General features: G+C 55.6%; 15 protein-coding genes. 7 read left to right on the top strand and 8 right to left on the bottom strand.

What is annotated here, in order from left to right:
- On the bottom strand, positions 1–869 hold an 869-nt coding region (locus tag VFO10_RS20845; RefSeq protein ID WP_325143818.1), incomplete at its 3' end, for an HDOD domain-containing protein.
- A gap of 565 nt (positions 870–1,434) precedes the next feature.
- Between VFO10_RS20845 and VFO10_RS20850 the strand changes: the two genes are divergently transcribed.
- Entirely contained in the window at positions 1,435–2,076 is a 642-nt protein-coding gene (locus VFO10_RS20850) for a DUF4360 domain-containing protein (protein WP_325143819.1), read from the top strand.
- Between the two features lie 52 nt (positions 2,077–2,128).
- Here the strand turns inward: VFO10_RS20850 and VFO10_RS20855 are convergent, their stop codons facing one another.
- Positions 2,129–7,357 (bottom strand): trifunctional serine/threonine-protein kinase/ATP-binding protein/SpoIIE family protein phosphatase, encoded by a 5,229-nt coding sequence (locus tag VFO10_RS20855; protein ID WP_325143821.1) that lies wholly within the window; start codon positions 7,355–7,357, stop codon positions 2,129–2,131.
- Between the two features lie 326 nt (positions 7,358–7,683).
- On the opposite strand from VFO10_RS20855, the gene VFO10_RS20860 reads away from it, so the two are divergent.
- The 3 genes from VFO10_RS20860 to VFO10_RS20870 are packed head-to-tail and all read left to right on the top strand — an operon-like array spanning position 7,684 to position 12,371.
- A complete protein-coding gene (locus tag VFO10_RS20860) occupies positions 7,684–9,756 on the top strand; it encodes a response regulator (RefSeq protein ID WP_325143823.1) in 2,073 nt (690 codons plus the stop codon).
- Positions 9,757–9,765: 9 nt separating this feature from the next.
- Positions 9,766–10,809 (top strand): chemotaxis protein CheW, encoded by a 1,044-nt coding sequence (locus VFO10_RS20865; RefSeq protein WP_325143825.1) that lies wholly within the window; start codon positions 9,766–9,768, stop codon positions 10,807–10,809.
- Positions 10,806–12,371 carry a chemotaxis protein CheB gene (locus VFO10_RS20870; protein WP_325143827.1) on the top strand — a complete coding sequence of 522 codons (1,566 nt, stop codon included), beginning with the start codon at positions 10,806–10,808 and terminating at the stop codon, positions 12,369–12,371. Before VFO10_RS20865 ends, VFO10_RS20870 begins: the two co-directional genes overlap by 4 nt.
- Positions 12,372–12,388: 17 nt before the next feature.
- Here the strand turns inward: VFO10_RS20870 and VFO10_RS20875 are convergent, their stop codons facing one another.
- Positions 12,389–13,453 carry a chemotaxis response regulator protein-glutamate methylesterase gene (locus tag VFO10_RS20875; protein WP_325143829.1) on the bottom strand — a complete coding sequence of 355 codons (1,065 nt, stop codon included), beginning with the start codon at positions 13,451–13,453 and terminating at the stop codon, positions 12,389–12,391.
- Positions 13,453–14,325, bottom strand: a complete 873-nt coding sequence (locus VFO10_RS20880; protein WP_325143831.1) for a protein-glutamate O-methyltransferase CheR — start codon at positions 14,323–14,325, stop codon at positions 13,453–13,455. The genes VFO10_RS20875 and VFO10_RS20880 overlap by 1 nt, the downstream gene beginning before the upstream one ends.
- A gap of 216 nt (positions 14,326–14,541) precedes the next feature.
- Here VFO10_RS20880 and VFO10_RS20885 point away from each other — a divergent pair, with 216 nt between their 5' ends.
- A complete protein-coding gene (locus VFO10_RS20885) occupies positions 14,542–16,641 on the top strand; it encodes a methyl-accepting chemotaxis protein (RefSeq protein ID WP_325143833.1) in 2,100 nt (699 codons plus the stop codon).
- 3 nt (positions 16,642–16,644) lie between these two features.
- Entirely contained in the window at positions 16,645–17,139 is a 495-nt protein-coding gene (locus VFO10_RS20890) for a chemotaxis protein CheW (RefSeq protein WP_325143836.1), read from the top strand.
- On the opposite strand, the gene VFO10_RS20895 is transcribed toward VFO10_RS20890, so the two are convergent.
- The 3 genes from VFO10_RS20895 to VFO10_RS20905 all read right to left on the bottom strand — a co-directional run bounded on the left by VFO10_RS20895 (position 17,140) and on the right by VFO10_RS20905 (position 19,522).
- A complete protein-coding gene (locus VFO10_RS20895) occupies positions 17,140–17,382 on the bottom strand; it encodes a hypothetical protein (RefSeq protein ID WP_325143837.1) in 243 nt (80 codons plus the stop codon).
- Positions 17,383–17,408: 26 nt separating this feature from the next.
- Complete coding sequence (locus VFO10_RS20900) at positions 17,409–18,032, bottom strand: TetR/AcrR family transcriptional regulator (protein WP_325143838.1); 624 nt, start codon at positions 18,030–18,032, stop codon at positions 17,409–17,411.
- A 191-nt stretch (positions 18,033–18,223) separates the two neighbouring features.
- Positions 18,224–19,522, bottom strand: coding sequence for a dihydroorotase (locus VFO10_RS20905; RefSeq protein WP_325143840.1), 1,299 nt, complete (start codon positions 19,520–19,522; stop codon positions 18,224–18,226).
- 105 nt (positions 19,523–19,627) lie between these two features.
- Here VFO10_RS20905 and VFO10_RS20910 point away from each other — a divergent pair, with 105 nt between their 5' ends.
- A complete protein-coding gene (locus VFO10_RS20910; protein ID WP_325143842.1) occupies positions 19,628–20,116 on the top strand; it encodes an asparaginase domain-containing protein in 489 nt (162 codons plus the stop codon).
- Between the two features lie 184 nt (positions 20,117–20,300).
- Here the strand turns inward: VFO10_RS20910 and VFO10_RS20915 are convergent, their stop codons facing one another.
- Positions 20,301–22,946, bottom strand: a complete 2,646-nt coding sequence (locus VFO10_RS20915) for a 7TM diverse intracellular signaling domain-containing protein (protein WP_325143844.1) — start codon at positions 22,944–22,946, stop codon at positions 20,301–20,303.
- Positions 22,947–23,176 lie beyond the last annotated feature (230 nt).

The following is a 23,176-nucleotide window of genomic DNA, read 5'->3' on the forward strand; positions in this document are numbered from 1 at the left end:
TCATCCATGAAATCCAGGACATCCGTGGGCAGATCGGTAACTTTGTCCGGCGGCGAATGATGATAAGAAATAGCATGGACCACATAGTCCGGAAAACCCCAAAGTGAAGCCGCGATCTCACCGAGCGTGACGTGCGAATAGGCCCGGATATTATCCTCGCCCTGCAGCCAGGTCCGGGGCCGCCGTGGGTTCACCGTTTGCCGGGCCACGTCATCGGTCACGTTCGGAAAGCAGATGGCGGACACCACTTTGCCGATATTGCAAAGACAGCCCGCGATATACGCCTCGTCTTTCGAAATATGCCGGGCATAATGCTCGGCGATGTACTCACAGATTTTACCGGTCAGGATGGATTCCTGCCAGTAGGCATCCTTGGCGAAGAAGTTGGTTTTAAAATCAAATTCCTGGAGCGTTTCCGTCAGAATCAGTTCGTTAAGGGTCTTGCGGCCCACAAAACTGATGGCGTGTTCCAGGTTGGTGAACTCGGGGACCGACGACGCGCGCAGGTTATTGGCAATGCGCAGGACGCCCATGGCGATGTTCGGGGTCTGGCGCAAGGCCTTCTTGATATCCGCGGACGAGGATTTTTCATCGGAGATCGTGGTCTGGAGCGCCATGATCGCAGTCGGGACCAAGGGGATATTGCGAATCTCCTGGACGTTCTTGAAGATCGTGGCCGCAGCCTCGCTCATGTGCAGGGTCGGAGAATACCATTCGTATTCTCCCTTTTTAAGGACCAAACCGCTCCCGCACGAGCATTCGAACCAAAGGAATCCCTTGGGACAAACACGAAATTTCGAAGTGCCCTTCAGATAGTCTTCGGGGACCTCGTAAACACGCTCACAGCATTGGCAAAACGTCGGTTTCATGGCATCCTCTTCCTTACGGAGTTCTTCGTCCAACCAGCCATTAAACTTAAGAAAATCCTTCGGGAGCCCCGCTCGATCCGCCCTATTGGGGTTTTTCCCCCGACAATTATTGAAACTTTTTTCGAAACAAAGTTCAGAATATTTTGTGTTCTGTAATCCTGACGCCGCGAAAAGGTCCCGGGGCTCCCGATAGCGCTGGCCCGCATCGTGCAACAAGGAAAGGGATTTCAAGGGAAAGCATTTGAAGACCGACCCCTGATTTGCTCGAAAGGCTTGAACAGCAAGGATTTAAAGCGAAAAACGGGACCTTTTTGTGTAAGAAGATGCGATGAGACGAACTAAGATTCGCTAAGATCTCGTCCGCATGAACTGCTTGCCGAAGGATTCGCTCGCTTTGAAATTTCTGTTGGGCCTTTTTGCATTTTTTCCCGGAAAAAGCAGTGTTCCGTGAGCCTCCAGCCGACAGACCACTTCATATATTTTTCATAGACACTTTTCTGGAACGCGCGTTAGTGTTGACCTAAGGAAAGCTCCTCAACCAACAGTTTCATGAGAGGTTAGTATTATGAAAGTTTTTGGAAGCATCGTTAAGTTTGTTGCCCCACTCCTGGTCATGGGCGCTGCAGCGCAAGCTCAAGAACGTTTCCCCGTTCCTTCTGAGCCCATCACCATCAAAAAAATCCAGTACAACGGCACTGGCTGTCCGCTCGGCACCGTTGCCAAGAACGTGTCGGAAGACAAAACCGCTTTCACCTTGACCTTCTCTGAATTCGTCGCTGAAGTCGGCCCTGGCATCTCGCTGTCGTCTGGTCGTAAGAACTGCGTGGCCACGATCGTCCTCGACGTTCCTGCTGGCTGGCAATATTCGATCGGTAGCTTCTTCTACCGTGGTTTCATGGCTCTTGATAAAGGCATCAAGGCTGACCATTCCGCTACTTACTTCCTGGAAGGCCAAGGCAAAACCGGCACCTTCTCGTCCAGCAACTACGGTCCTTATGAGTCCGATTATGTTTACAACGACAAAGTTGGTATCGCTTCGGCCGTTTGGTCGCCTTGCGGTGTTGAGCGCGCTCTGAACATCAACACTTCGATCCGCGTATCGAACACCAACTCCCGCGCGTATCCTAACGCTCAGGGCCTGATCACCAACGACTCCATCGACGGTCAAATCACCCAAGTTTGGGGCCTGACCTGGAGACGCTGCTAATAGCTCCCGTGAGCTCCCTGCGGCCCGGCCGCAGGAGCGCTCACGGCTCTCTTCACCCCACTGATTTCATCTCTTCAGCTTCCTCTTCCGGCCATTCCAGAAGCAAAAAGCTCACGTCATCGTCGGGCGGATGTTCCTGCCAGACTTTTTCGGCGGTTGCCAGGATGGATTTTTGCAGCTCATCCAAAGCACAGTCCCGGACCAGAACCCGTTCCAAGTGCCTTGTTTTCAGGATTTGACCGCCCGGACCCTGGTTTTCCACGAGCCCATCGGTATAAAGGAAGATTCGATCGCCGCGCGACCAGCTTTGGCTATGCACGGTGAACTGCGGATCTTGCGTGTGCCCGAGGCGATTGCCGCGACTTTTCAGGATGCGAATCGAGTTCCCCTGAATCAGATAAGGAAGATTATGGCCCGCATTCAAAACATGGATGGTGCCGTTCCTTCGATCTATCGCTAAAAAGCACATGGTCATGAAGCAGCCGGAGCGCGTTCCCGTCCGGCACACTGTTTCATTCACAGCGCGGGCCAAAAACTGAAGCCTTTCCAGAATGGAATGGCCCGTGCTCTGTCCAAGCCAGAATTCGCTCGCGTACACAGCACCGCAGACTACGCCCGTGATCAAGGCCGAGGGAATTCCATGCCCGGTCACATCCCCGATGCAGACGAAGGCTGTTTCCAAGGGCTCATGATAGAAATAGCCCAGCCAGTCGCCGCCGGTTTGCGAGGCGGACTTATAGTAAGTCGACAGCTGAAGGCCCGGCAGCGTCTGATGATGCGGCAGGAGCGATTCCTGCATCGCGCGGGCCGCCATCATCTCGGCATCGAGCTTCACTTTTTCCTGAGTTTCCGTGATCAACTGCAGGTTTTGCAGGGCAATGGCCGCCTGGGCGCAGAGCGGAGCGACCGTTTCCATGCTGCGGCTGTCGAACAGATCATAGATCTGGCTGTTGGCAAGGTAGCAGTATCCGTACACAGCTTTCCGATAAACGAGTGGCAGCACCAGGACCGAGCCGCGGCTCAGCTGCTCGTTCTTCTGCCACTGCGGAGGCCGGATCCGTGCGGCGTCCAGTCCTTGATCCCAGCAGTGTTCAAGGAAGGCCCGATCGATTCCCAATTTATAGTAGCCGTGCTCGCTCAGCATTTTCAGATCAAGGTTTCGAGCTGATGTCGGCTCCCAGCCTTCCTTGCTTTTCAGAAACACAAGGCCAAGTTCGGCGCCCGTGCAGACACAGAGGGCTTCGAGCAAAGCGTCCAGCAATTCCTCGCGTCCGGTCAGGACGCTCAATTTCAAAAAGATTTCGAGGAGCGCATGACTTTCGAGACGCTGCCGGAGCAGAGGCGCTCTTTGCCCCTGCATGGTGCGCGAACGCTGCGAAAGCTGCTGCGAAGGCAAATTATCGCGCATCGTAAAGCGGCAGATGGAAAGCAGGGCATCGCACTGTTCCATGGAAAAGGCCTGATCGCGCTCGGCATAATAATCACGGGCCAGCTGCAGGTTCACTTCGGCCAGATCCGCGGCGTATTCGGTCTGCAGGCGTCCCAGAAGTTTCCGGCCCTCGGCGACGATGATCAGCCAGCCGCGCTGGAAGGCCCAGCGAATGCCTTTTTGAATGACCCAGCGTCCCAGCATGCGGAACCCTAAAACATGGAGCCATTCGCCCGTCGCATATAGAGTCTGGGCGTAAAAGACCCGGGCCCGCAAAAGCTGATTGAGCCAGCAAAGAAGCAAAATGACGAACGCACGACCCGGTCGCTTCATGCGCGTCAGGTTCCAGGCATAAAGCACCGGCGTGAGCAGGGAATAAGCCGCTCGATGCCCGTGTTTGACCGTGCTGGCAAAGGCTTCCCGGAACAAAGGATCGGCGGCCTGATAATCCTCGCGCAGAAAGTAAATTTCCCCGGGCGCGACGCAGGCGAACACCGTATCAATGGAATCAAAGCCCTCGCGCCGGATTTCATTTTTGGCGTTGAAGGTATCCTGGATCAGTTGATTCATCTGATCCTCGCGTTTATCCTGCAGATAGACCCGAAGACAGCAGCCCAAAGGCGTCGGCGTATAGCGTATGCGTTTCCAGAGTTCAACCAGCTCCGACGTCAGCTGCTTCGCCTGACCGTTCTCGCCCCCATACTGATCTATATGAATCAAGGCCATAAGGCTCAGCGAACGCCAGAAGGATTCGCCCACCGGCGTCAGAGTTTTGACAGCTTCGGTCAAGCGCGTCTGGGCTGATTTCAGATTGCCCAGCATGAAATCATGGACGTAGCCCCAGCAGAAGAGAATAAAGCCCTTGTCCACGGGATTATTGGTGCGATCAAAGTAATCAGCGCCCCGACTTAGAAAGGAGCGGGCCAGCCGATCGAAGCCAAAGGGCGCGAGCGCGATGCCCCAATAAGCGAAGACCGTCGCTCGATAGGGATTGTCCTTATACGCGAGGATGCGGAAGGTCACCGGGATCACGTTGGCGATGGCTATCATCGGATAGCTGAAATAAAAGGGGATTTCGAGCTTGATGCGGAGATGAAGCAGGATGCGTTCCCGCTCGTTGGCGATTTCCTTGGTCTGCTTGCCGAAGAAATGAAACCAGATCGCATAAAGAGTCAGAAAGGGCATGGTCGCAAAGATATAGAGCCAGGCATGCCACTCCCTGGTCACGATTTTTTCATCGAGCGCCTTGAGCCCTGCCATGACCGAGTCCAGGGAATCCTTGTAGCGGAACATGGTAAGGTTATACTCGGTTTTGCGGGCATAAATCTGTGCTCTCTGCACAGGATCATCGACATGCCGCAGAACCTGATCATAGAGTTTCAGCGCATCATCAATCTGCTCTGAAACAGCCAGAAGGTCAGCCCAGAGTTCATGCAGGGCCACCCACTCCTGAATCAATTCCGGGTCCTGATCAAAATCTTCGGGGAAAAGATCCGAGGCGAAGCGAAGGAACTCGCGCGCCTTGCTGTAGGCATAGACCGCGGCTGCGGCCCTGGCGGCTTTAAAGAGAAGACGCCGATTCAAAGGCGCATCCTGCTTCGCATTGCCTTCCATGATGTGAAAGGCGGCTTCAAAATAATCTTTCTGCGTGGTCCCGTGAGTCTCGGGATCCAAAAGATTCAAGCTCAGCCAGTATCCATAGGCACGATGATATTCACGGCGCGTGTCGAGGTCCACCTGCTCATAGGCGGCCTCGCGAATCTTGTCATGGAAGAAGATGAGCTTCCGATCATGCGGCAGAATCAAATGCTTGTGAACGAGTTCATCGCAGGCCAATTCCAATTGCCTTCGCCATGCGACCGGATCCTCGGAAAGGTCCGGGTAAAGGTTACGGAGCAGCGACGTCAGGGACTCAAGGCTGACACTGTTGCCCGCTACGCTCGCCGCCAGAATCAGATCGCGGCTCAGCCCGGTCAGGCGTTTGATGCGTTCCGCCACCAGGCCCGCCACGCCCTGAGTCAGCCCGCTTTGCTTGGCGCGTTCGGCGCTGAACGACCAGGTCTTGGTCTGTTCATCAAAGTCAAAGACGCTCGAGGCGATCGCCGATTTCAGATATTCATAAATATGAAAGGGATTCCCCGCCGTCAGCTGGTAGGTCGCTTCCTGAAGGCGGCTGATTTCCGGGCCGCTTTCATCCAGAAGATGATGCACGAGCTCATCGGATTCCTGGCGACTCAAAGGTCCCAGGTCGATCTGCTGTTTCTGCGGCAGTTCCTGAAGAACCTGATAGTGAAGCGGATGCCGTTCATCCACCTCGTTGCTGCGGTAGGTTCCCAGGAAAAGAGTGGAGCCCATGCCTTCGCGCAGACCCAAAAGACAAAGTTCCCGCACGACGGCGAGGCTTTGCCAATCGGCCCACTGCAGGTCATCAAGGAGGATGACGAGCCCCGCCCCCTCCGGATAGAGCAGGGTCAAAAATTCAGCCAGCGTCGCATGAAACACATGACTTTCATCCTCGATATCCTCGAACTGAAGCGGAGGAAAGCTCGGCAGTATGCCTTCATAGAAAGCAAAGCGCTTGGCCAGAAGTTGACCACGGGGCCCGAGGCGCTGCTTCACCTGCCGCATCCAGCTTTCCCGCAGCGGGGGCGCATGACTTTGGATGGTGTAGGCATGTTCCATCAGCATCAGCGAGAAGGCGCTGAGCGGAAGGTTGCGCTCAAACTCCGAGAACTTCGCCGCCATGACCACGAGCTGCTGACTGCGGCCGCGATGCATCATTTCATGCGCCAGCCTTGATTTGCCCACCCCCGAAGGAGCCCCGATAAAATAGCAGGAGCCCTGCCCTTTCAAAGTTTCGACCAGACTCGCATTCAGGATATCAAGCTCGCGCTGGCGGCCAACCATCGGAATCTTGTAGTTGAGTTCACGGAGCTTATCCTTGGTCCCAAGGGCGAAGCTGCGAAGATTCTTTTGGCTTTGCAGGGCATCACGACAGCGCTCGAAGTCCGAGAAAAGCCCAAAGGCCGAGTGATAGCGTTCATCTGGATTTTTGCGCAGAAGCTTTTGAATGATATCGCTCAGGGCCTCTGGAAATTCAGGAAAGATCTGGGACAAGGGCTTGGGCACTTCGCTCAGCAACATGGCGATCAGCTCGCGCCCGACCTTGGAGCGGAACGGTGGCTCGCCTGTGGCGGCTTCATAAAGAGTGATGCCCAGCGAATAAAGGTCACTGGCCGCATTCCCGGCCAGCTTGACAAAGCCGGTACGCTCGGGAGGGAGATAAGCCAGCGTCGCTGCAACATTCTGCTCCAAAAGCTGGCTATCGTAAAAGCCTCCGTGACCAAAGTCCACCAGCACCACCTCGGTGCGTTCTTCATCACGGAAGCAAATATTGCTCGGTTTCAGATCGCCATGGAAGATGCCCTTGCCATGCACGGTCTCAAGAGCCTTGGCCATCTGCATGCCCAGTTTCAAAATCTCCAAGGGATTGAGCACGGGGCGATGCTTCCCCGCAAGGCGCTCGGCCAGGAGGTGGGCAAGATCTTTCCCAGGCAGATACTCTTCGATCAGATAGGGGATGGACCCTTCCATCGCTGCAGCCAGGATCTTGACCGCACCGGGATGGTCCAGGGCACCAATCAGAACGCTTTCGCGATGCAGAAGCTGAGCGGCCATCAGATTGTGCTGGCTCATGCCCGTGGTGTTAAAACATTTGATGGCAATGCGCTGATGACCTTCCGGCTTGCGCCAGAGTCCCAGGTAAACTTCGCCAAAACCGCCCGCCCCCAGCTGATCGATAATCTCGATCGCACCGTTATCAAGCGTCTGTCCTGGACGAAAAAGACCCATGAAAACCTTTATATCAATAGAGAGCGGCTCTCGCTTTGTCGGTGCTTCATGCCGAAATATAAGGCAGAAATCTTTACTTAAAAGACCGATTGATTCGGCTTATTGAAAAGGGACTCATGGTGACGGGAATTTGACGCTTGATACGAGGGATGGGGAATCGAGGGCGAATGCCTCCGGAAATCTTATCGTCCGATCCTCCGGATTATTGAGCGAATTTTCCTAGCGCCGAAAAACAAAACAGGTTTAAGTTCCCCGCCCTTCCCTCCGAACACCTCGATAGTTCTGCTTTTTTTCGTCGGTTACCTTTGCAGTCAATGGGACAAGCCATGAGCCAGGAAAAAGTCAGAGAAAAAATCCTCCTCGTTGAAGACGACGGCGAACTGATTGATATGATCAGGGATCATATCGAAGCGAGTGGCTATGAGGTCGTCACGGCGTCCAACGGCGTCGAGGGCTTGACTCGCCTTCAGGAGCACAGGATTTTCCTCATACTCTCCGACTACCGCATGCCCGAGATGGATGGCCTGGAGTTCTGCCGCGAAGTGAGGCAGACCAAAACGCAGCTTCCCTTCATCATACTGTCAGCCTATACGGACAGGGCGGCTGTTCTGAGCGGCGTACGGTCCGGCGTCACGGACTTCGCCGATAAGCCTTTGGATTATCAGAAACTCATGGAACTGATTCGCGGTTATGCCCAGAAGCGCGAAGATCAGATCAAACAGGAACGCTTTGAACTCGAAACCATACGCGCCCTTTTCATCGAAGAGGCTCACAGCATCCTCGGCACCTTGGATGAGAGCATACTCCTGATTGAAACCGACCCGAATGACAAGGCCGAGATCAATAAGGTCTTCCGCAAGATCCACACTCTGAAGGGCAGTGCCGCGGCCGTGGCTGGCGGCCAGGCGACTTCGGAGCTGGCGCACTCCTTTGAAAATGTTCTGACTGCTATCAAAGACGGGCATCTGATCCTGGATAAAGTCCTGGTGGACCTGATGCTGACCAGCAGCGATGTCCTGAAGCAATGTATCGATGCTATTGAGAGCAGCAGTGAAAGCCCGAACGTCAAGCCGCTGATCCAGCAATTCAAAGAGGTTCTGTCTGGCAAAACAGCCAAGGCCCAGCCTCTGAACCAGGAAAAACGCGCCGCCCCAAAAGCTGAGAAAAAAGAGGACGTGGACGAAGGCGTCACCGTATCGAATGAAAAGCTTGATCACTTCATGGAACTGGCCGGCGAACTGGTTGCCTTTAAAAATATCTTCTATGGCTTCGTCAAGCAGCGCGTCGCGCATCTGAGTTCCGATGATGGTCTGGAAGATATGAACAAGGCCCTTTCCAAGCTGACCGATGACCTGCAGACGCAGATCATGGACATCCGCAAAGTTTCCCTGCACAAGGCCTTCGCCAAATTCCCCCGCATGGTTCGGGGGATCGCCCAGGATCTGAAGAAAGATGTGACCTATGAAACCGAAGGGCTTGAACTCCAGGTTGATAAGACCATAGCCAAATCCCTCTCGGCCTCGCTCGTGCATGTCGTGCGGAACGCCTGCGATCATGGGATCGAATCAGTCGAGGCGCGGCGCAGCAAGGGCAAGCCCGCGGTCGGCAAGGTGCGCATGGTGGCTTCGCAGACCGGGGACATGATCACCCTGCGGGTCGAAGACGATGGCGCCGGTCTTGATCGCGATCGCATCCATGCCAAGGCCTTTTCCAAAGGACTCGTGACCCAGGACAGCTCCCGCATGAGCGATCAGGAGATTTTCGAACTGCTCTTCCTTCCCGGTTTTTCCACAGCGGAAGTCGTCTCCGATCTTTCCGGTCGCGGCGTTGGGATGGACGTCGTGAAAACCGCGGTGACTTCGCTCGGCGGCACAGCGCGTTTTGATTCCGTGAAAGGCAAGGGCACGACCTTGACCATCCAGGTGCCCGTTCCCAAGTCCATCATGGTGGAACAGTCCATTGTCGCGACATCGAGCGATATTCTGATCGCCATACCTCTGAGCTGCATCAGCGAAATCAAACCCATTCAGGACCTTGATTTCACTTATATCAAACCCTTCTGGATGATGGAGCATAACGGCAAAGCCATACCCATCACCACCTATCAGCAGCTGATCGAGCCTGAAAGCATCAATCGCCAAAGAATTGATGTCACGTCCGGCGAACTCGTGGTCGTGATCATGCATAAAGACAGCTGCATCGCCCTCCGCATTGATGAAGTGAAGGATCAGCTCGAAGCCGTGGTTCGGCCTTTCGATCGCATCACGCAGGTCATCCCGGGATTCAAAGGCACTTCGCATCTGCCGGGCGATCAGCTGGCTTATATGGTGTCATCCGAGGATTTTTTGAAACTGGTATCGCAGCATAGCAACCATCCTGTTACGTCGCAGGCGGCTTAGGAGAAAGTCATGGAATCAAAACAAGACAAGCCGAAGAACGTCCTGGCGCAAAGCGATGCGATCATTGACCGCCTGCGTGAAGTGACCCTGCAGGAATTCGAGAGGGGAACTGATGGCCTGCGGGTGATCATCAAGGAACTGACCGCTGTGCAGGCCCTGGCCACCGAAGCTGGTTTGCAGGGCCTTTTCGATTGCCTCTCTGATATCAGCACGATCCTTCAGAACTGGATCGCGGATCCGGTTTTCATCGATCAGCTGGGATCTCTGAAAGGTCTTTGGTCCGATGTGGTTTGCGAACTTTCCAATTTCTTCGTCTTCATGGATCAAGAGGATGACAACGAACTGCGGAGCCGCGTGAACTATCGCCTGGTGCAACTCGCCAAAGCCAGCGCGCAGCTCGCGCCTCTCGTGACCCCGTCGCAAGCCCCGGCTTCGGATGGCTCCTGGGGCCTCTTCGATGAGTCCGCACCCGCATCTTCACCGGCCAGGCCCCAGGCTGCTCCTGTGGCTGTCGCACCCGCGCCAGGCGAGCCTCTTCCGGCTTCTGCGGCAGCAGCAGCGCCCGTAGCTGGGAAACCTGCTTCAGCACCGGCTCCTTTACCGGCCAGCACGGAGAGTCACCTTGCGTCCCATTATCTGATCTGCATGCTGGGATCCCAGCAGTATGCCCTGCCGATTCACCAGGTCCGGGAGATTCTGGAGCAGCGCAACGAGAAAGCCCTGCCCGCGCAAAGACCCGGCATTCGTGGTCTTGTCACGGTGCGCGGCATGGTCTGCCCTGTCGTTGATGTTTCCCATGTCCTGCATGCCAAGGAAGAAAACGTCGACACCGATTCCAATAAAAAGCGCTGCATGGTCGTCTGCGAAGTGGATCGCCGCACGTTCTGCTTCAATGTGGATGATGTGAAGCAGGTGGCGTCGCTCGATGAATTCGACGAGCAGATCACGCCCCTCAGTCCGGAGAACTCGATTCAAAAAGCTATATCGCACGTTTCACATTTTCAGAATCGCTCGGTTCTGTTCGTGAAAATGCGGGAGGTGATTCCAGCATGAGTGAGGTCTTCGTTTACCCAGGTCAGCTGACAGCATGCCGGGAAGCGGCCCGGATCAAAACGATCCTGGGTTCCTGCGTAAGCGTCGCCTTCTGGGACCCGCGCACCCGCGTCGGCGGCCTTTGCCATTACCTGCTGCCCGTCCCGACCCCAGGCGCGGTGCCTTCCGCTCGCTACGGAAGCTTCGCCATACCCGAGCTTTTGGAAAAAATGGTGGAACTCGGCGCCCAGCGGGAACACATCCAGGCCAAGGTCTTTGGCGGTGGCAATGTCGTCAACCATCTGAATCGCCTGGATGGCAACATTGGGGACCGCAATATCGAAGAGGCTCACGCTCAGCTGAAAAAACTCAACATTCCTATCATCGAAACCAATACCGGCGGCAATAAAGGACGGCTTATCACCATGGATACCAGCAATTTCACAGTCGATCACCGTTTTTCGGAAGGCCCTCGCGAGGGCGACACTCTCTCGGGCGCCACCCTGGTTCGCCCACGGGAACGCATCAAGGTTTTGATCGTGGACGATTCGGCCACCGTGCGCACCCTTTTCACCAAGGCTCTTTCGCAGAGCGCCCACATTGAAGTGGTGGGCGCGGCGATAGATCCCTTCGATGCGCGGGAAAAAATCATCGCGTTGAAACCGGATGTCATCACGCTGGATATTGAAATGCCGCGGATGAATGGTGTGGCATTCCTGGAAAAACTGATGAAGCATCATCCGATGCCCGTCGTCATGGTCTCGTCGCTCGGCGCTGACGGTGAGGCGGCGCAAAAAGCGCTGGAGCTGGGCGCGGTGGAATTCGTGCAGAAGCCTTCGCAGTATGATCCGGCTCTGCTTTCCGAGCTGGGCGAGATCCTGATCCAAAAAATCGTGGCGGCCTCCACGGCCCAATTGAAAACACCGCAGGTCAGCTTGAAAGCACCAGCTGCAGCCCGTCCGATCCTGGACAGCGGCATGCCCTCGAATGCCCTGCGCTTGATCACAGTGGGTGGCAACGTAGGCTGCTCGGATCCCCTTGCGGCCATGATCCGCGGCCTCGCGTCCGATACGCCACCCGTCGTGGTTTCCGCGTCCACGATTTCCAGCTTCATTGGAACCTTCACGCAAAGACTGCAGCCGACCTGCCGGGTGGAACTGCAGATTCTGCGCCTGGAAGAAACGCCGCTTTCGATGGGGAAAGTATACTTCGCCACGGCCGACAGTCATGTCACGATTCATCGCACGCCTGCGGGCGGACTGGTCGCGCGACTGGAAAAAGGCGGGCCTTTCTTCGGTCAGAAACCTTCGTCCGAGAAACTGTTTCAATCAGCCGCCGAAGCTGCAAACGGCGCCGTATGCGGCATACTCCTGAGCAGCTTCAGCGCGGACGGCATCGCGGGCCTTCTGAAGATTCGGGAAACAGGCGGTGTCACGATCGTTCAGAATCCGGACGAGTGTTCATTCAACGCCACGCCGGCCGCCGCGATTGAAAAGGGTGCCGCGGATTACATTCTGAGCGTCACGGACATGCCGGGCTGCATCATGCAGCTGCGCAACCGGAAAGTCCTTCAGACGGGTTGAAGGCGAGCGGCCGAATTTCAACTGGCTGCAACATCGCGCTTTTGAAACTCGCGGATCAAATGCGGGGCAATATCGCCAAGGGGCAGAACCTTGTCGATGCCCCCGGCCTCCCATGCAACCTTGGGCATACCGTAGACCACCGATGTGCTTTCATCCTGGGCTATGTTATAAGATCCCGCGCGATGCATTTCCAAAAGACCCTGCGCCCCATCGCGTCCCATGCCCGTGAGCACAACCCCCACCGCATTCTTTCCCGCGTATTTCGCGACCGAACGCATCAAGACGTCCGCTGCGGGCCTGACGCCATGTTCAGGCGGATTCTGATTCAGCTTCACATAGTAGTAGGCACCGCTGCGCGTAAGCTCCATGTGATAGTTACCTGGGGCGATCAGCACGAGTCCAGGCTTCACCCGGTCCCCTTCCTCGGCCTCTTTCACTTCGAAATCGCAGATCCTGCTTAGATTCGTGGCAAATGTTCTCGTGAAAACCGGCGGCATATGCTGCACGATCACAGTGCCGGGAAGATCCGGTGGCAGGTTGCTCAGGACCACCTTCAGGGCCTCCGTGCCGCCCGTCGAGGCGGCGATGGCCAGGATCTGATGCGTGGTCTGTCCGAGGGCGCGGGTTTGAAGAGGCACTTTCGTCTTCGGCTGCGGGACCGCGCACGGCATATGGAGCTGGGCCTGGGCCACAGCCTTCACCCGGGTCACAAGTTCTTCCCGCATGCCCTGCAGCGCATCTGTCACATCAATCGCAGGCTTGGCGAGCACATCAATGGCACCGGCCTCCAAAGCCCTGAGCGCCATCTCCGATTGCTGCTTGGCGAGACTCGAAATGATGAGCGTGCGGGTCGGCATCGCGGCCATGACCTTTTCCAAAAACGTCAGACCGTCCATGCGCGGCATTTCAATATCCAGCGTCATGACATCAGGCTTCAGCTCCACGAGTTTTTCGCGGGCTACATAAGGATCAGGCGCCGAGCCTACGACTTCGATCTCGGGATCACTGCTGAGCATGCGCTGCAGTACCGAACGGATCACGGCGGAATCGTCCACGATCAGGCATCGAATACGTCGCGGCATCAGGATGCTTCCTCCAGCTTTTTGAAGACGGCTGTTTCGATCGCTTGAAGGCTCGCCACCCGCCCTGATCCGGTTTCGGAATGACCGATGAAGAGATAACCATCGGGAGCCAGGACCTGGGCCAGGTTTTCTTTCACGCGCACGACGGTCGCGCGATCAAAGTATATAAGCACATTCCGACAGAAAATGATGTCGAATTTATGCTGGAAGGGATAAGGGAATTCCACCAGATTAAAGCAGGCGAAGGTCATGAGCTGGCGCAATTCATCCCGAACCTTCCAGCGTTCGCCCTTGGCGCTCTCGCGCATCTTCACCATGTAGCGATCCCGGATGGGAATGGGCACATCGCCCAGTTCATCGGCCGCGTAGACGCCTTTCGAGGCGATTTCAAGCACGCTCTGATCTATATCACTCGCCAGGAACTTCAGCCCATGTTTCAGGGGATGAAAGCCGGCTTCCAAAAGCGTGAAGAGTATGGTGTAAGGTTCATGCCCGCGACTGGCCGCGGCACACCAAAGGCGCAGCTCGGATTTTTTCTGCAGGATGTCCTGGACGATGCGCGGCAGGACTTTGAAGTGATGGGCTTCCCGGAAAAACTCGGTCTTATTGGTGGTCAAGGCTTCGATAAAGGCCTTCTGGACTTTGACGTCACCCTTCTCCAGCCGCTGGTGAACGTCCGCATAGGATGAAAGCCCCAGCGTCCCCATGATTTTGGACAGGCGCGAGGCCATGAGGGTGAAATTTTTCGGAGTGGGCGGCATATGAATGCCCGCGTGCGCTTTCAGCCATGCGGCCAGCTTATGATAGCCTTTTTCGTCGGCACTCAGGCTCTGAAAGAATTCCCCGTGGGGAAGATTCCTCGAATCGCTCATCAACCGCCTCCAGGCGTGGAAACGTAAGTCTCTTTCCAGTATAGCGTTTACCAGAGCGGGCGTCGCAGCCATCCTCCCAATCCTCGGCATGAGGATCGCGTTTCCCTTCCTTTTTCGAAAATTCCAAAAAAGCCAAAAGATGCACCTCTTAGGTTTCTGATCCCAAGTCCGATACGGACAACGATTACATTCACTTCAGGCAAAGGGAAGACGACCATGCGCTCTGCGAGCCTCACCAGCAAGCTCTTAGGCATCGGCAGTGGGTCTTTGATCATCATGTTCCTGGCCTGCCTTTATTCTTTCCTGGAGACGTCCGCCAGCGAAGAGGACAAGATTAATCGCAACTGGTATCAGTTCGTCCACCAGATGGAATCCAAGCTGGGCGCTCAGTTCTTCGAACGCTACGGCGACGTCCAGGCCTGGGCTTTGAATAGCGTGATCCAAACCAAAAATAGCCAGGAAATCACCAAGGTCCTGAATGGTTATACGAGCATCTATGCCGTCTACGACCTGATCATGGTCGTCGATATGAATGGCCAGGTGATCGCCACCAACAGCGTCGATCCCAGGAATAATCCTCTTGATGCCCAGGCTCTGGCGGACGTCGCGAAGCAGAACTATGCGAATGCCCCCTGGTTCACGAACGTCATCAATGAACGCTTCAGCGAAGACAGCAAAAAAGGCTTCACGGGCGTCTTCGTGGAAGACATCATGCTGGATCCCATCTCGTCGGCCGCCTATCGCAAAAAGCAGATCGGCATGAGCTTTTCTACGCCTGTGCGCGATGCCAATGGAAAAATGATCGCCGTCATGACCAGCCGCAGCAGCCTCCGCTGGATCGAAGATCGCTTCGTCGACATCTATGAAGATTTGAAGAAGGACGGCATGTCCGCGACCCAATTCATCCTGCTGAACAAAAAAGGCGAACTCGTCGTCGACTATGATCCTTCCGTGCAGAATGCGGGTGATGACGTCGTCCGAGATTTCGATAGCTCCCTCTTCAAATCCAATCTGATAACCGCCAAGCATCCCGCGGCCCTGGCGGCTTCAAGGGGTGAAGAAGGAACTTTGATCGCTGCCAGTAGCCGCACGGGCGAGTTGCAGCTCAACGCTTACACATCGCTCACGGACAAGCGATTTTTGGATGATTTAGGCTGGATTCTCCTGATGCGCATCAAAGAAGATGTCGTGCTCGGTCGCATCACGGCTTCCAAACAGCGCTTCTTTTTGATCAGTGGCGTGGTGCTGGCCTTATGCCTTGTGGGTTCGGGCCTCTTTGCTCTCAGCCTGAGCCGTCGCTTGCGTCAGATCAGCGAAAATATCGAAAAGTCTGGCAGTTCGGTCGACACCGTGTCGGCTCAACTTTCGGCTGCGAGTCAGGACCTCTCTTCCGGTGCCACGCAGGTGGCTTCCTCGCTTCAGGAAACCGTATCCTCGCTGGAGGAACTGACCAGCATGGTGCGCAATAATGCTGAAAACGCAGGGGAAGCGGCATCCCTGGCCCAGAACAGCAGCCGCATTGCCAAAGACGGCGAGTCCGAAGTGCATAATCTGATCGGTGCGATAAGCGAGATCAATCAGAGCAGCAAGAAAATTGAAGAGATCATCACGGTCATCGACGATATCGCCTTCCAAACCAACCTTCTGGCCCTCAATGCCGCGGTGGAAGCGGCCCGTGCGGGCGAGCAGGGCAAGGGTTTCGCCGTCGTGGCGGAAGCTGTACGGAATCTCGCCCAGCGCAGCGGGACGGCCGCCAAGGAAATCACCGGGCTGATCCGCGACAACGTCGAGAAAATAGATCGCGGCACCAGGATCGCCGATCGCAGCGGCCAGGTTCTGCAGAGCATTCTGGCTTCCGTTCGCAAGGTGGCCGATCTGAATAACGAGATCGCCGCGGCCAGCAAGGAACAGTCGTCCGGTCTTTCCCAGATTTCCAAGGCCATGAATGAAATAGATCAGGCCACACAGCGCAACGCTGCGGCTTCGGAAGAAGTGGCCTCGTCATCGGAAGAAATGAACGCTCAGGCCACGAGTCTTCAGTCGATGGTTCATGATCTATCGAATGTGGTGACAGGAGCCCGCAGCCGGTCCGCGCCTTCCGCGAAGCACGGGCCGCCAGCCGGGCCTCGATCAGGCGACAGAAAACCTTCGAACGTCACCCAACTCAAAAGACCACCCGCGCGCCCTCTGAGCAAGGGTCCAGCAGCGACTCAAAGCGCTATGAAAACCAAATCCCATGCCGAATCCGTTATACCCTTCGGAGATGACGACGGTGATGAGCCGGCGGCCCGGATCAGCTCAACAGCAGGGTTTTAAGCTATGAATAAAGATCGCGCGCCGCACGAAGGCCAGTATCTTACGTTTACCTTGAACCAGCAGCTCTTTGGCATTCCCATCCAGGTGGTGCGCGAGATCAATCAGCTCCCTGAAATCACCCCGGTGCCCCAGGCTCCGGAAGCCGTGGCGGGCGTGATCAATCTGCGCGACAAGATGATTCCGGTCGTGGATCTCAGGCGTAAATTTGATTTGCCGGTGCAGGCTTATAGCCGGGAAACCTGTGTGATCGTCGTCGATGGCAAGCAGGGGCAGGTGGCTGCGATCGTCGATTCGGTGGCCTCGGTGCTGCCCCTTAGCCAGGCTCAGATCGAAGCCCCGCCGTCCCTTGTGCAGCAGAGTCAGTCTTCGCCCATCCTTGGTTTGGCCCGTGCGGGTCAGCAGGTCATTGTGCTTTTGAATATGGCGGTTCTGGTGGATCAGGACTTCATTGATGAGGTCACAGACCTTGACAGCTGGAAGGGACGCGTCACCGGCTGATCACTTCTTATAATACTTTTTCATGCGTGAATACTGATCGTCTTCTTCTTCATGAACCTCTTCCTCTTCCGCAGGGGGAGGCGGGGCAGGTTTGACGGCTGCGGGCCTGGCCGGAGCAGTGCCCTTGACTGTCTTTCCAGCAGGCGCGGCGGTTCCCACCTTTTTCTTGACGACCGGCTTGGGCGTGGACGCGCAGCCGATCATAATCCAGTGAAGCAGCAAGATTTTCAGTCCCATATTCATGACAAGGCTCCCCTTTGACTTTTTCGTTAGATTTGCGTGATGGCTCGGGTCAGGACATCCTGGGCCATGCGTAGGAAGGCTTCCGGGTTACGCAGGCGCACATCAAAGGGTCCTTGCAGAAGCGTGTCCAGGGTGCCGTCCAACAGCCCAAACCCCAGGACGAAAAGATGCTCCGGATCCGCGGCCGGCAGTATTTCCTGCGCGATACCCGGTTCGATGACGGAAAGAATCTGCTTTTTCAATTCCAAATATTGATCCGCAAGCCGTTGGCGGATGCCCTCGTCCAATTTCTCGGGAATGATCCGATGCCGGAGGTCACGATAAAGGCGATAGGCTTCCAGGTCACCTAGACTATATTCCAAATAGGTGCGACCCAGAAAGCGGATTTGACTGGAAATGGGTTTACTAAGATTGTTCTTGCGAAGATGCTCGCAAAGGTCCACGAGGTAGTTGATGCAGATCACGGCGAAGATATCGTCCTTGCTCTGGAAGTGACGATAGACGGTGCCCTTGGCAATGCCGACCTGCTGCACGATCAGATCCACGCTCACGCGGTCCGGCCCATGCGTCATGAAAAGATTCTTGGCGGCAGTAATGATTTCCTGCTCGCGTCTTTGAAACTCCCGATCTTTGCGCAAGGCCACTGACATCCCATACTCCGTGACTGGCGGTCATAGCATGACTATCGGTTCAGTTTATGACCGGCTCAAGGGAGTCGGAATCTTCCTCGCGCTTCTCCCGGGTTAAGCGGACGCAATTTATTTTTTCAATTTGCCAAAGGATTCAAGGAATTAGAGGGATCAATGCAGAGGCCTGCTCTGCATTAATCAAACTGATGAACTCAGCGGAAGCGGTAGAAGCGATCACTCAGGAACATGGCTTCGACATGCCCTGTAAGCTTTTGTCCCACAAAGCAATTGTTCTTCGAAAGGCTATAAAGGTCATCCTCGCTCACGGTTTCTTCGGTACGCGGGTCCACCAGCGCGGCTTTCAAAGGCAGCCCGGGTTTGATCGAGCCGAATTCGTCAGAGATCCCCAGGAATTCGGCCGGCTTTTTGGAAAAGCAGCGGACCACGTCTTTTGGCTCCAAAAGGCCCTCTTTCCAAAGCGAGAGCAGAACGCGCAGACTCGTTTCGAGTCCGGTCGTGCCGAAGGCTGCGGTCTTGAAGTTTTCTGTCTTGACCGAGGATTCATGCGGCGCATGATCGGTCGCCACGAAGTCCACCACACCGCTTTTCAAAGCCTGGCGCAGGGCTTCGCGATCCTCGGGGCTGCGCAGCGGCGGATTCATTTTGAAAGCGCTGTTGTGCTCGTCGATATCGTGCGAGCTGAACCAAAGATGATGCGGCGACACCTCGCAGGTCACCGGCAGCCCGCGACGCTTGGCATCGGCCACCAGTTCCAGGGTCTCATGCGCCGACACATGCAGGACGTGATAACGGGCCTTCGGATATTTCGCGAGCAGCTTCAGATCGCGGGCCACCATATCGGCCTCGGCCGCAGCCGGATAGGGTTTGGATCCGATCTTTTCCTGAACCGGGCCCGCCGCGAGGACTCCTCCATGTCCAGGATACTCGGCATGCTGCAAAACAGGCAGCCCTGTGACCGCACTGGCCTGAAACACGGCCTCCATCAATTCATCTTTCACGACGCCGACGCCATCATCGGTGAAGGCTTTCACGCCCCATTCGGCGAGGGCTTGATAGTCAACCGCTTCCTGACCCTTGAGGTCCCTCGTGATAGCGGCCGAAAGATAGGCGCGCACACCCGTTTGTTTTTCCGCTTCATCCAGTTCGAAGGCGGCCATCTCACAAACCTTGACCGAGTCGATCACGGGTTTGGTGTTCGGCATGCTCAAAACCGCCGCCACGCCGCCGCGCAAAGCTGCGAGCAGGCCTGTTCCTGGCGTTTCTTTTTGTTCCTGCCCTGGCACCCTTAAATGCACCTGCGGATCGACGCCGGCGGGCATCAGCACAAGTCCGCTGCCGTCGATGATCGTGACGGGGCTGGCATATTCAGCGCTGGGATGGATACTGACCACCCTGCCCTCATGCACCTCAACATCGCGGCCTTTTTCGACGCCTTCTGCTGTCCAAAGTTCGACATTTTTGATCACATAGTGGGGGTAGGCATGGTACATGGCAAATCCTTATGCGTTGGAAGGCTAACTTGCCTGGACCATAATTTTTGCACCATGTAAATTCAATCGAAAAGCTCGTTTTTGAGTGAGGAAGGACAGAGGCGAATGGCTGAACGGATCCGCATCATCACCACAGGTGGAACTATCGACAAGGTTTATTTTGACGCTCTTAGCGAGTATCAGGTGGGCGAGCCTGCCATCGTGCAGATTCTGGAGGAAGCCAACGTCGATCTGCAGTATGAACTTCAGCAAATATGCCGGAAGGACAGCCTTGATCTGACCGATGCCGACCGTGACACCATCTTCCAGGCCATCACGCAAAGTCCGGAGCGGCGCATTCTGATCACGCATGGGACGGATACCATGATCAAGACCGCCCAGCGACTCAGCTCCATCAAGGACGCCGTCATCGTCTTCACAGGATCCATGGCCCCGGCGAAGCTTCGGAATTCCGATGCCTTCTTCAACGTCGGCTGCGCGATCATCGCCGTGCAGACGCTGCCGCCGGGCACTTATATCGTGATGAATGGCCGGATAGTGGATCCGGGGAAGGCGACGAAGAATAGAAACAAACTGAGGTTTGAAGAGAGTTAAGAGATGACGGCTGTAGTCGCGCTGACGCTTGAAGCGAGTTAAGAGATGACGGCAATATTTGCGCTGACGCTTGAAGCGAGTTAAGAGATGACGGCTGTAGCTGAGCTTGAAGCGAGTCAAGAGATGACGGCTATAGTCGCGCTGAGCTTGAAGCAAGTTAAGAGACGCCGGCTGATCCGCGCGCTTACGCGATACCGGTAAGGAGCGCCAGGGTCTGCTCGGTGGGTATGCTGATTTCAATCGTGGTCCCGCGACCGGCCAGGCTGCGGATGCGGATCTGTCCACCCAGGGATTTGACCGCATTATCCAAGGCCGCGATGCCCACGCCGCGGCCTGAAAATTCGGAAACATCACTCTTGGTCGAGAAGCCCTGACGGAAAATCAGGGTCTGCACTTCCGTATCATCCATCGCCTCCAACTGCTCGGGCGTCACCAAACCTTTTTCCAGCGCGCGCACGCGAATCAGGTCCAGGTCAAGACCCCGGCCATCATCCGTGACATCGACCCGCAGATAGGCCATCTCATCATAAGCAAAGGTCAGGGTCACGCGGCCTGTTCCATCCTTGCTGCCCCGTTCCTCGGGATATTCAATACCGTGATCTATGCTATTGACCACAGCATGAATCAGGTTTTTCAAAGGATGCCGCATGCGTTCAGGATCCACCTTCAGGTCCGCGCCCTTCATTTCAAAATGCACATGCTTGCCCAAGGCTTCGGCCACTCGGGAAACGTTGGCTTCGATCGGCCCCAAAAGCTCCCGTACCGGCACCATGCGAACATCCCGCAACCAACCCTGGACCACCTGCATGGCGCTGCGGTTGATGCTGGCCTTCTGCAGATCCACTTCCAGCTTCTGCAGCGACTGGCTGCTGATTTCGTACGCTTCCTGACTCAATCCACTGTTCAGGCCGAGGATCGGTCCATTCAGCTGAATGAATTCGTCCACGGTTTGGATGATGGCCTTGATATCGAGTTTGGTCAGAACCTTTTTCTCTTCGATCTCATGAATGAAACTGGCGATCGGCTCCAAGCCATAGAGCGCGAAGTTGCCCTTCAGCGTATGCAAAACGAGGGCGACGTCCTTCTGCTTTTGCTCTTCGATCAGATCCATGCAGCTGCCGAGGGATTCCAAAGAATCTTTCAGGAACGCCCGGAAACTGGTCTTCTCGCTGATGATCTTCAGAAGGGAGCGATTCTTGCTCGATTCCTGCTCGGCTTTGACCAGCTGCGAAGCGTCGGATATGGAAAGAAGCAGCGACTCCGGCTTGCCGAGGCTGTTGCGAACGAGCGAACCCTGCAGGGCCACGACCTTGCGCCCCAGGGTATAACGATTGGGGATCTGGGCCAGCGCCACGTCTTCGGGCAGGGAGTCCTCGAACGCCTGCTTCAAGGACAGTTCCAAAAGCCCCCGTTCGCGGGGTGAAAGGTCGAAGAGTTCGGCAAAGGACACCCGCGGCGCCACCTGGGGACCGAGGATTTCCCAGCAGGATCGCGTGAAGCCTTCCTGCACTAAATAATCCTGATCAATCATCAAAAAGCCGCTGCGGACGTTATCCAGGATCGTCCGGATGGTCTGGGTCCTTTCGATGACCTTCAGCTCCAGGTCATCGTTCAGGGTGCGGATTTCTTTTTCGGCGATGCTCACCTGTTCAAAGGCCTTGGCAAAGCGCCGGGAAAGGATCACGGATTGGAAGAAGACAAAGCAGAAGAGCCCCAGGGCCACCATGTCGAAGCTATTGATCAAACGGTTCGCCAGGAGTATGTCGTTGATCACCGCTCCAAAGAGCACGATGAAGCCCAGGACGAAAATCCCTGCCCCCTCACGGCGCCGTTTGACAGCCAGAGCCAGGGAATAAAGGACAACGAAACCGGCCGTCACGATCAAAAGCTGATAGGGCTTCAGAAGGGTATGGTGCACCTTGCTCGTGAAGAAGGCGATCAGGAGGGTATAAGCGATGCTGGCCGAGATCACGATCACAGTCAAAAATTTCGGAACTTCCTTGGGGAAAAGGTTCGCCAGGAAGCTATAGAAGAAGATCACGCCCATGCTGAAGCCGAGCATCTCGATCCGATGCCCCCAGTTGCCGTTCATCGGGCCGAAGAGTTCCGCCCAAACAGCCAAAAAACCGTCCGACATCACCAGGGAGCGGATGGCCACGATCAAACAGAAGATGGCGAAGTTGCGAGCGGCCGGCTCGCTCCGCCGGATCAGAAAGAGAGCGAAGTGATAGAAGCTCATGACGATCGCCGCGCCGACCAGGAAGAAATCCGCGATCAACCTCGTCCTTTGCTTGATCTCATAGATTTTCTTTTCAGTCACGATCAGAGGGCGATGCAGGCCCATGAAGTTCGTATCATAATTGGCCATTTGCACGATGATTTCGTTGCCTTCGGGCCGCGGCTGAAGATCGATGCGGATCGGCATATAGACTTCCTGCACCTCATCGGGATCAGCACTGACCCGACCGTGCTCATAAGCCAGCCGCCCGTCGATCCAGATCTTCGCCGGCACCAGCATCTTCATCATATTTAAGACCAGAGGCTGGGGCGAGGGAGGCAGGATCACGCGACTGCGGAATGTCGCATAGCCGAATTTTTCAAGATTGCCCTGCACCATCACGCCTTCCAGCTTTTGGAAGACGCTCTGATTGAGGACTCCGTTCAGGAGGCCCTTGCCCGATTGCAGATCCTCGGGGCTCAGGAACTGATGCCAGTAAACCTCCCAGTCGGGAGCGATCACGAGGCCCTGCTCATAGCTCACCTCTGCATCCCGCAGATCGAGAGTGGGCACACCCGTCTGGGCCCATGCGGCCTTGAGGCTGGAGAACAAGATCCCCAGACTGAAGGCAATTCTCACGATTATGCGGCAAGGCACCAAATGAATTTCCTACTTCCTTTGACTGCAGTGCGAATTTCTCCTTGGCTGATCGGTGCCTTGAAAAAAAAATTAATGGGTGTTGCTCATCCGCGCGGCAGAGGAAAATTTCGCCCAGCCCACGAATCAGAATCAATTTCCTGTTACAATGACTATGTGGTTAGAAATGCCGTATGTTCTGCGCT

It is taken from the genome of Oligoflexus sp. (genome assembly GCF_035712445.1).
Classification (GTDB): Bacteria; Bdellovibrionota_B; Oligoflexia; order Oligoflexales; family Oligoflexaceae; genus Oligoflexus.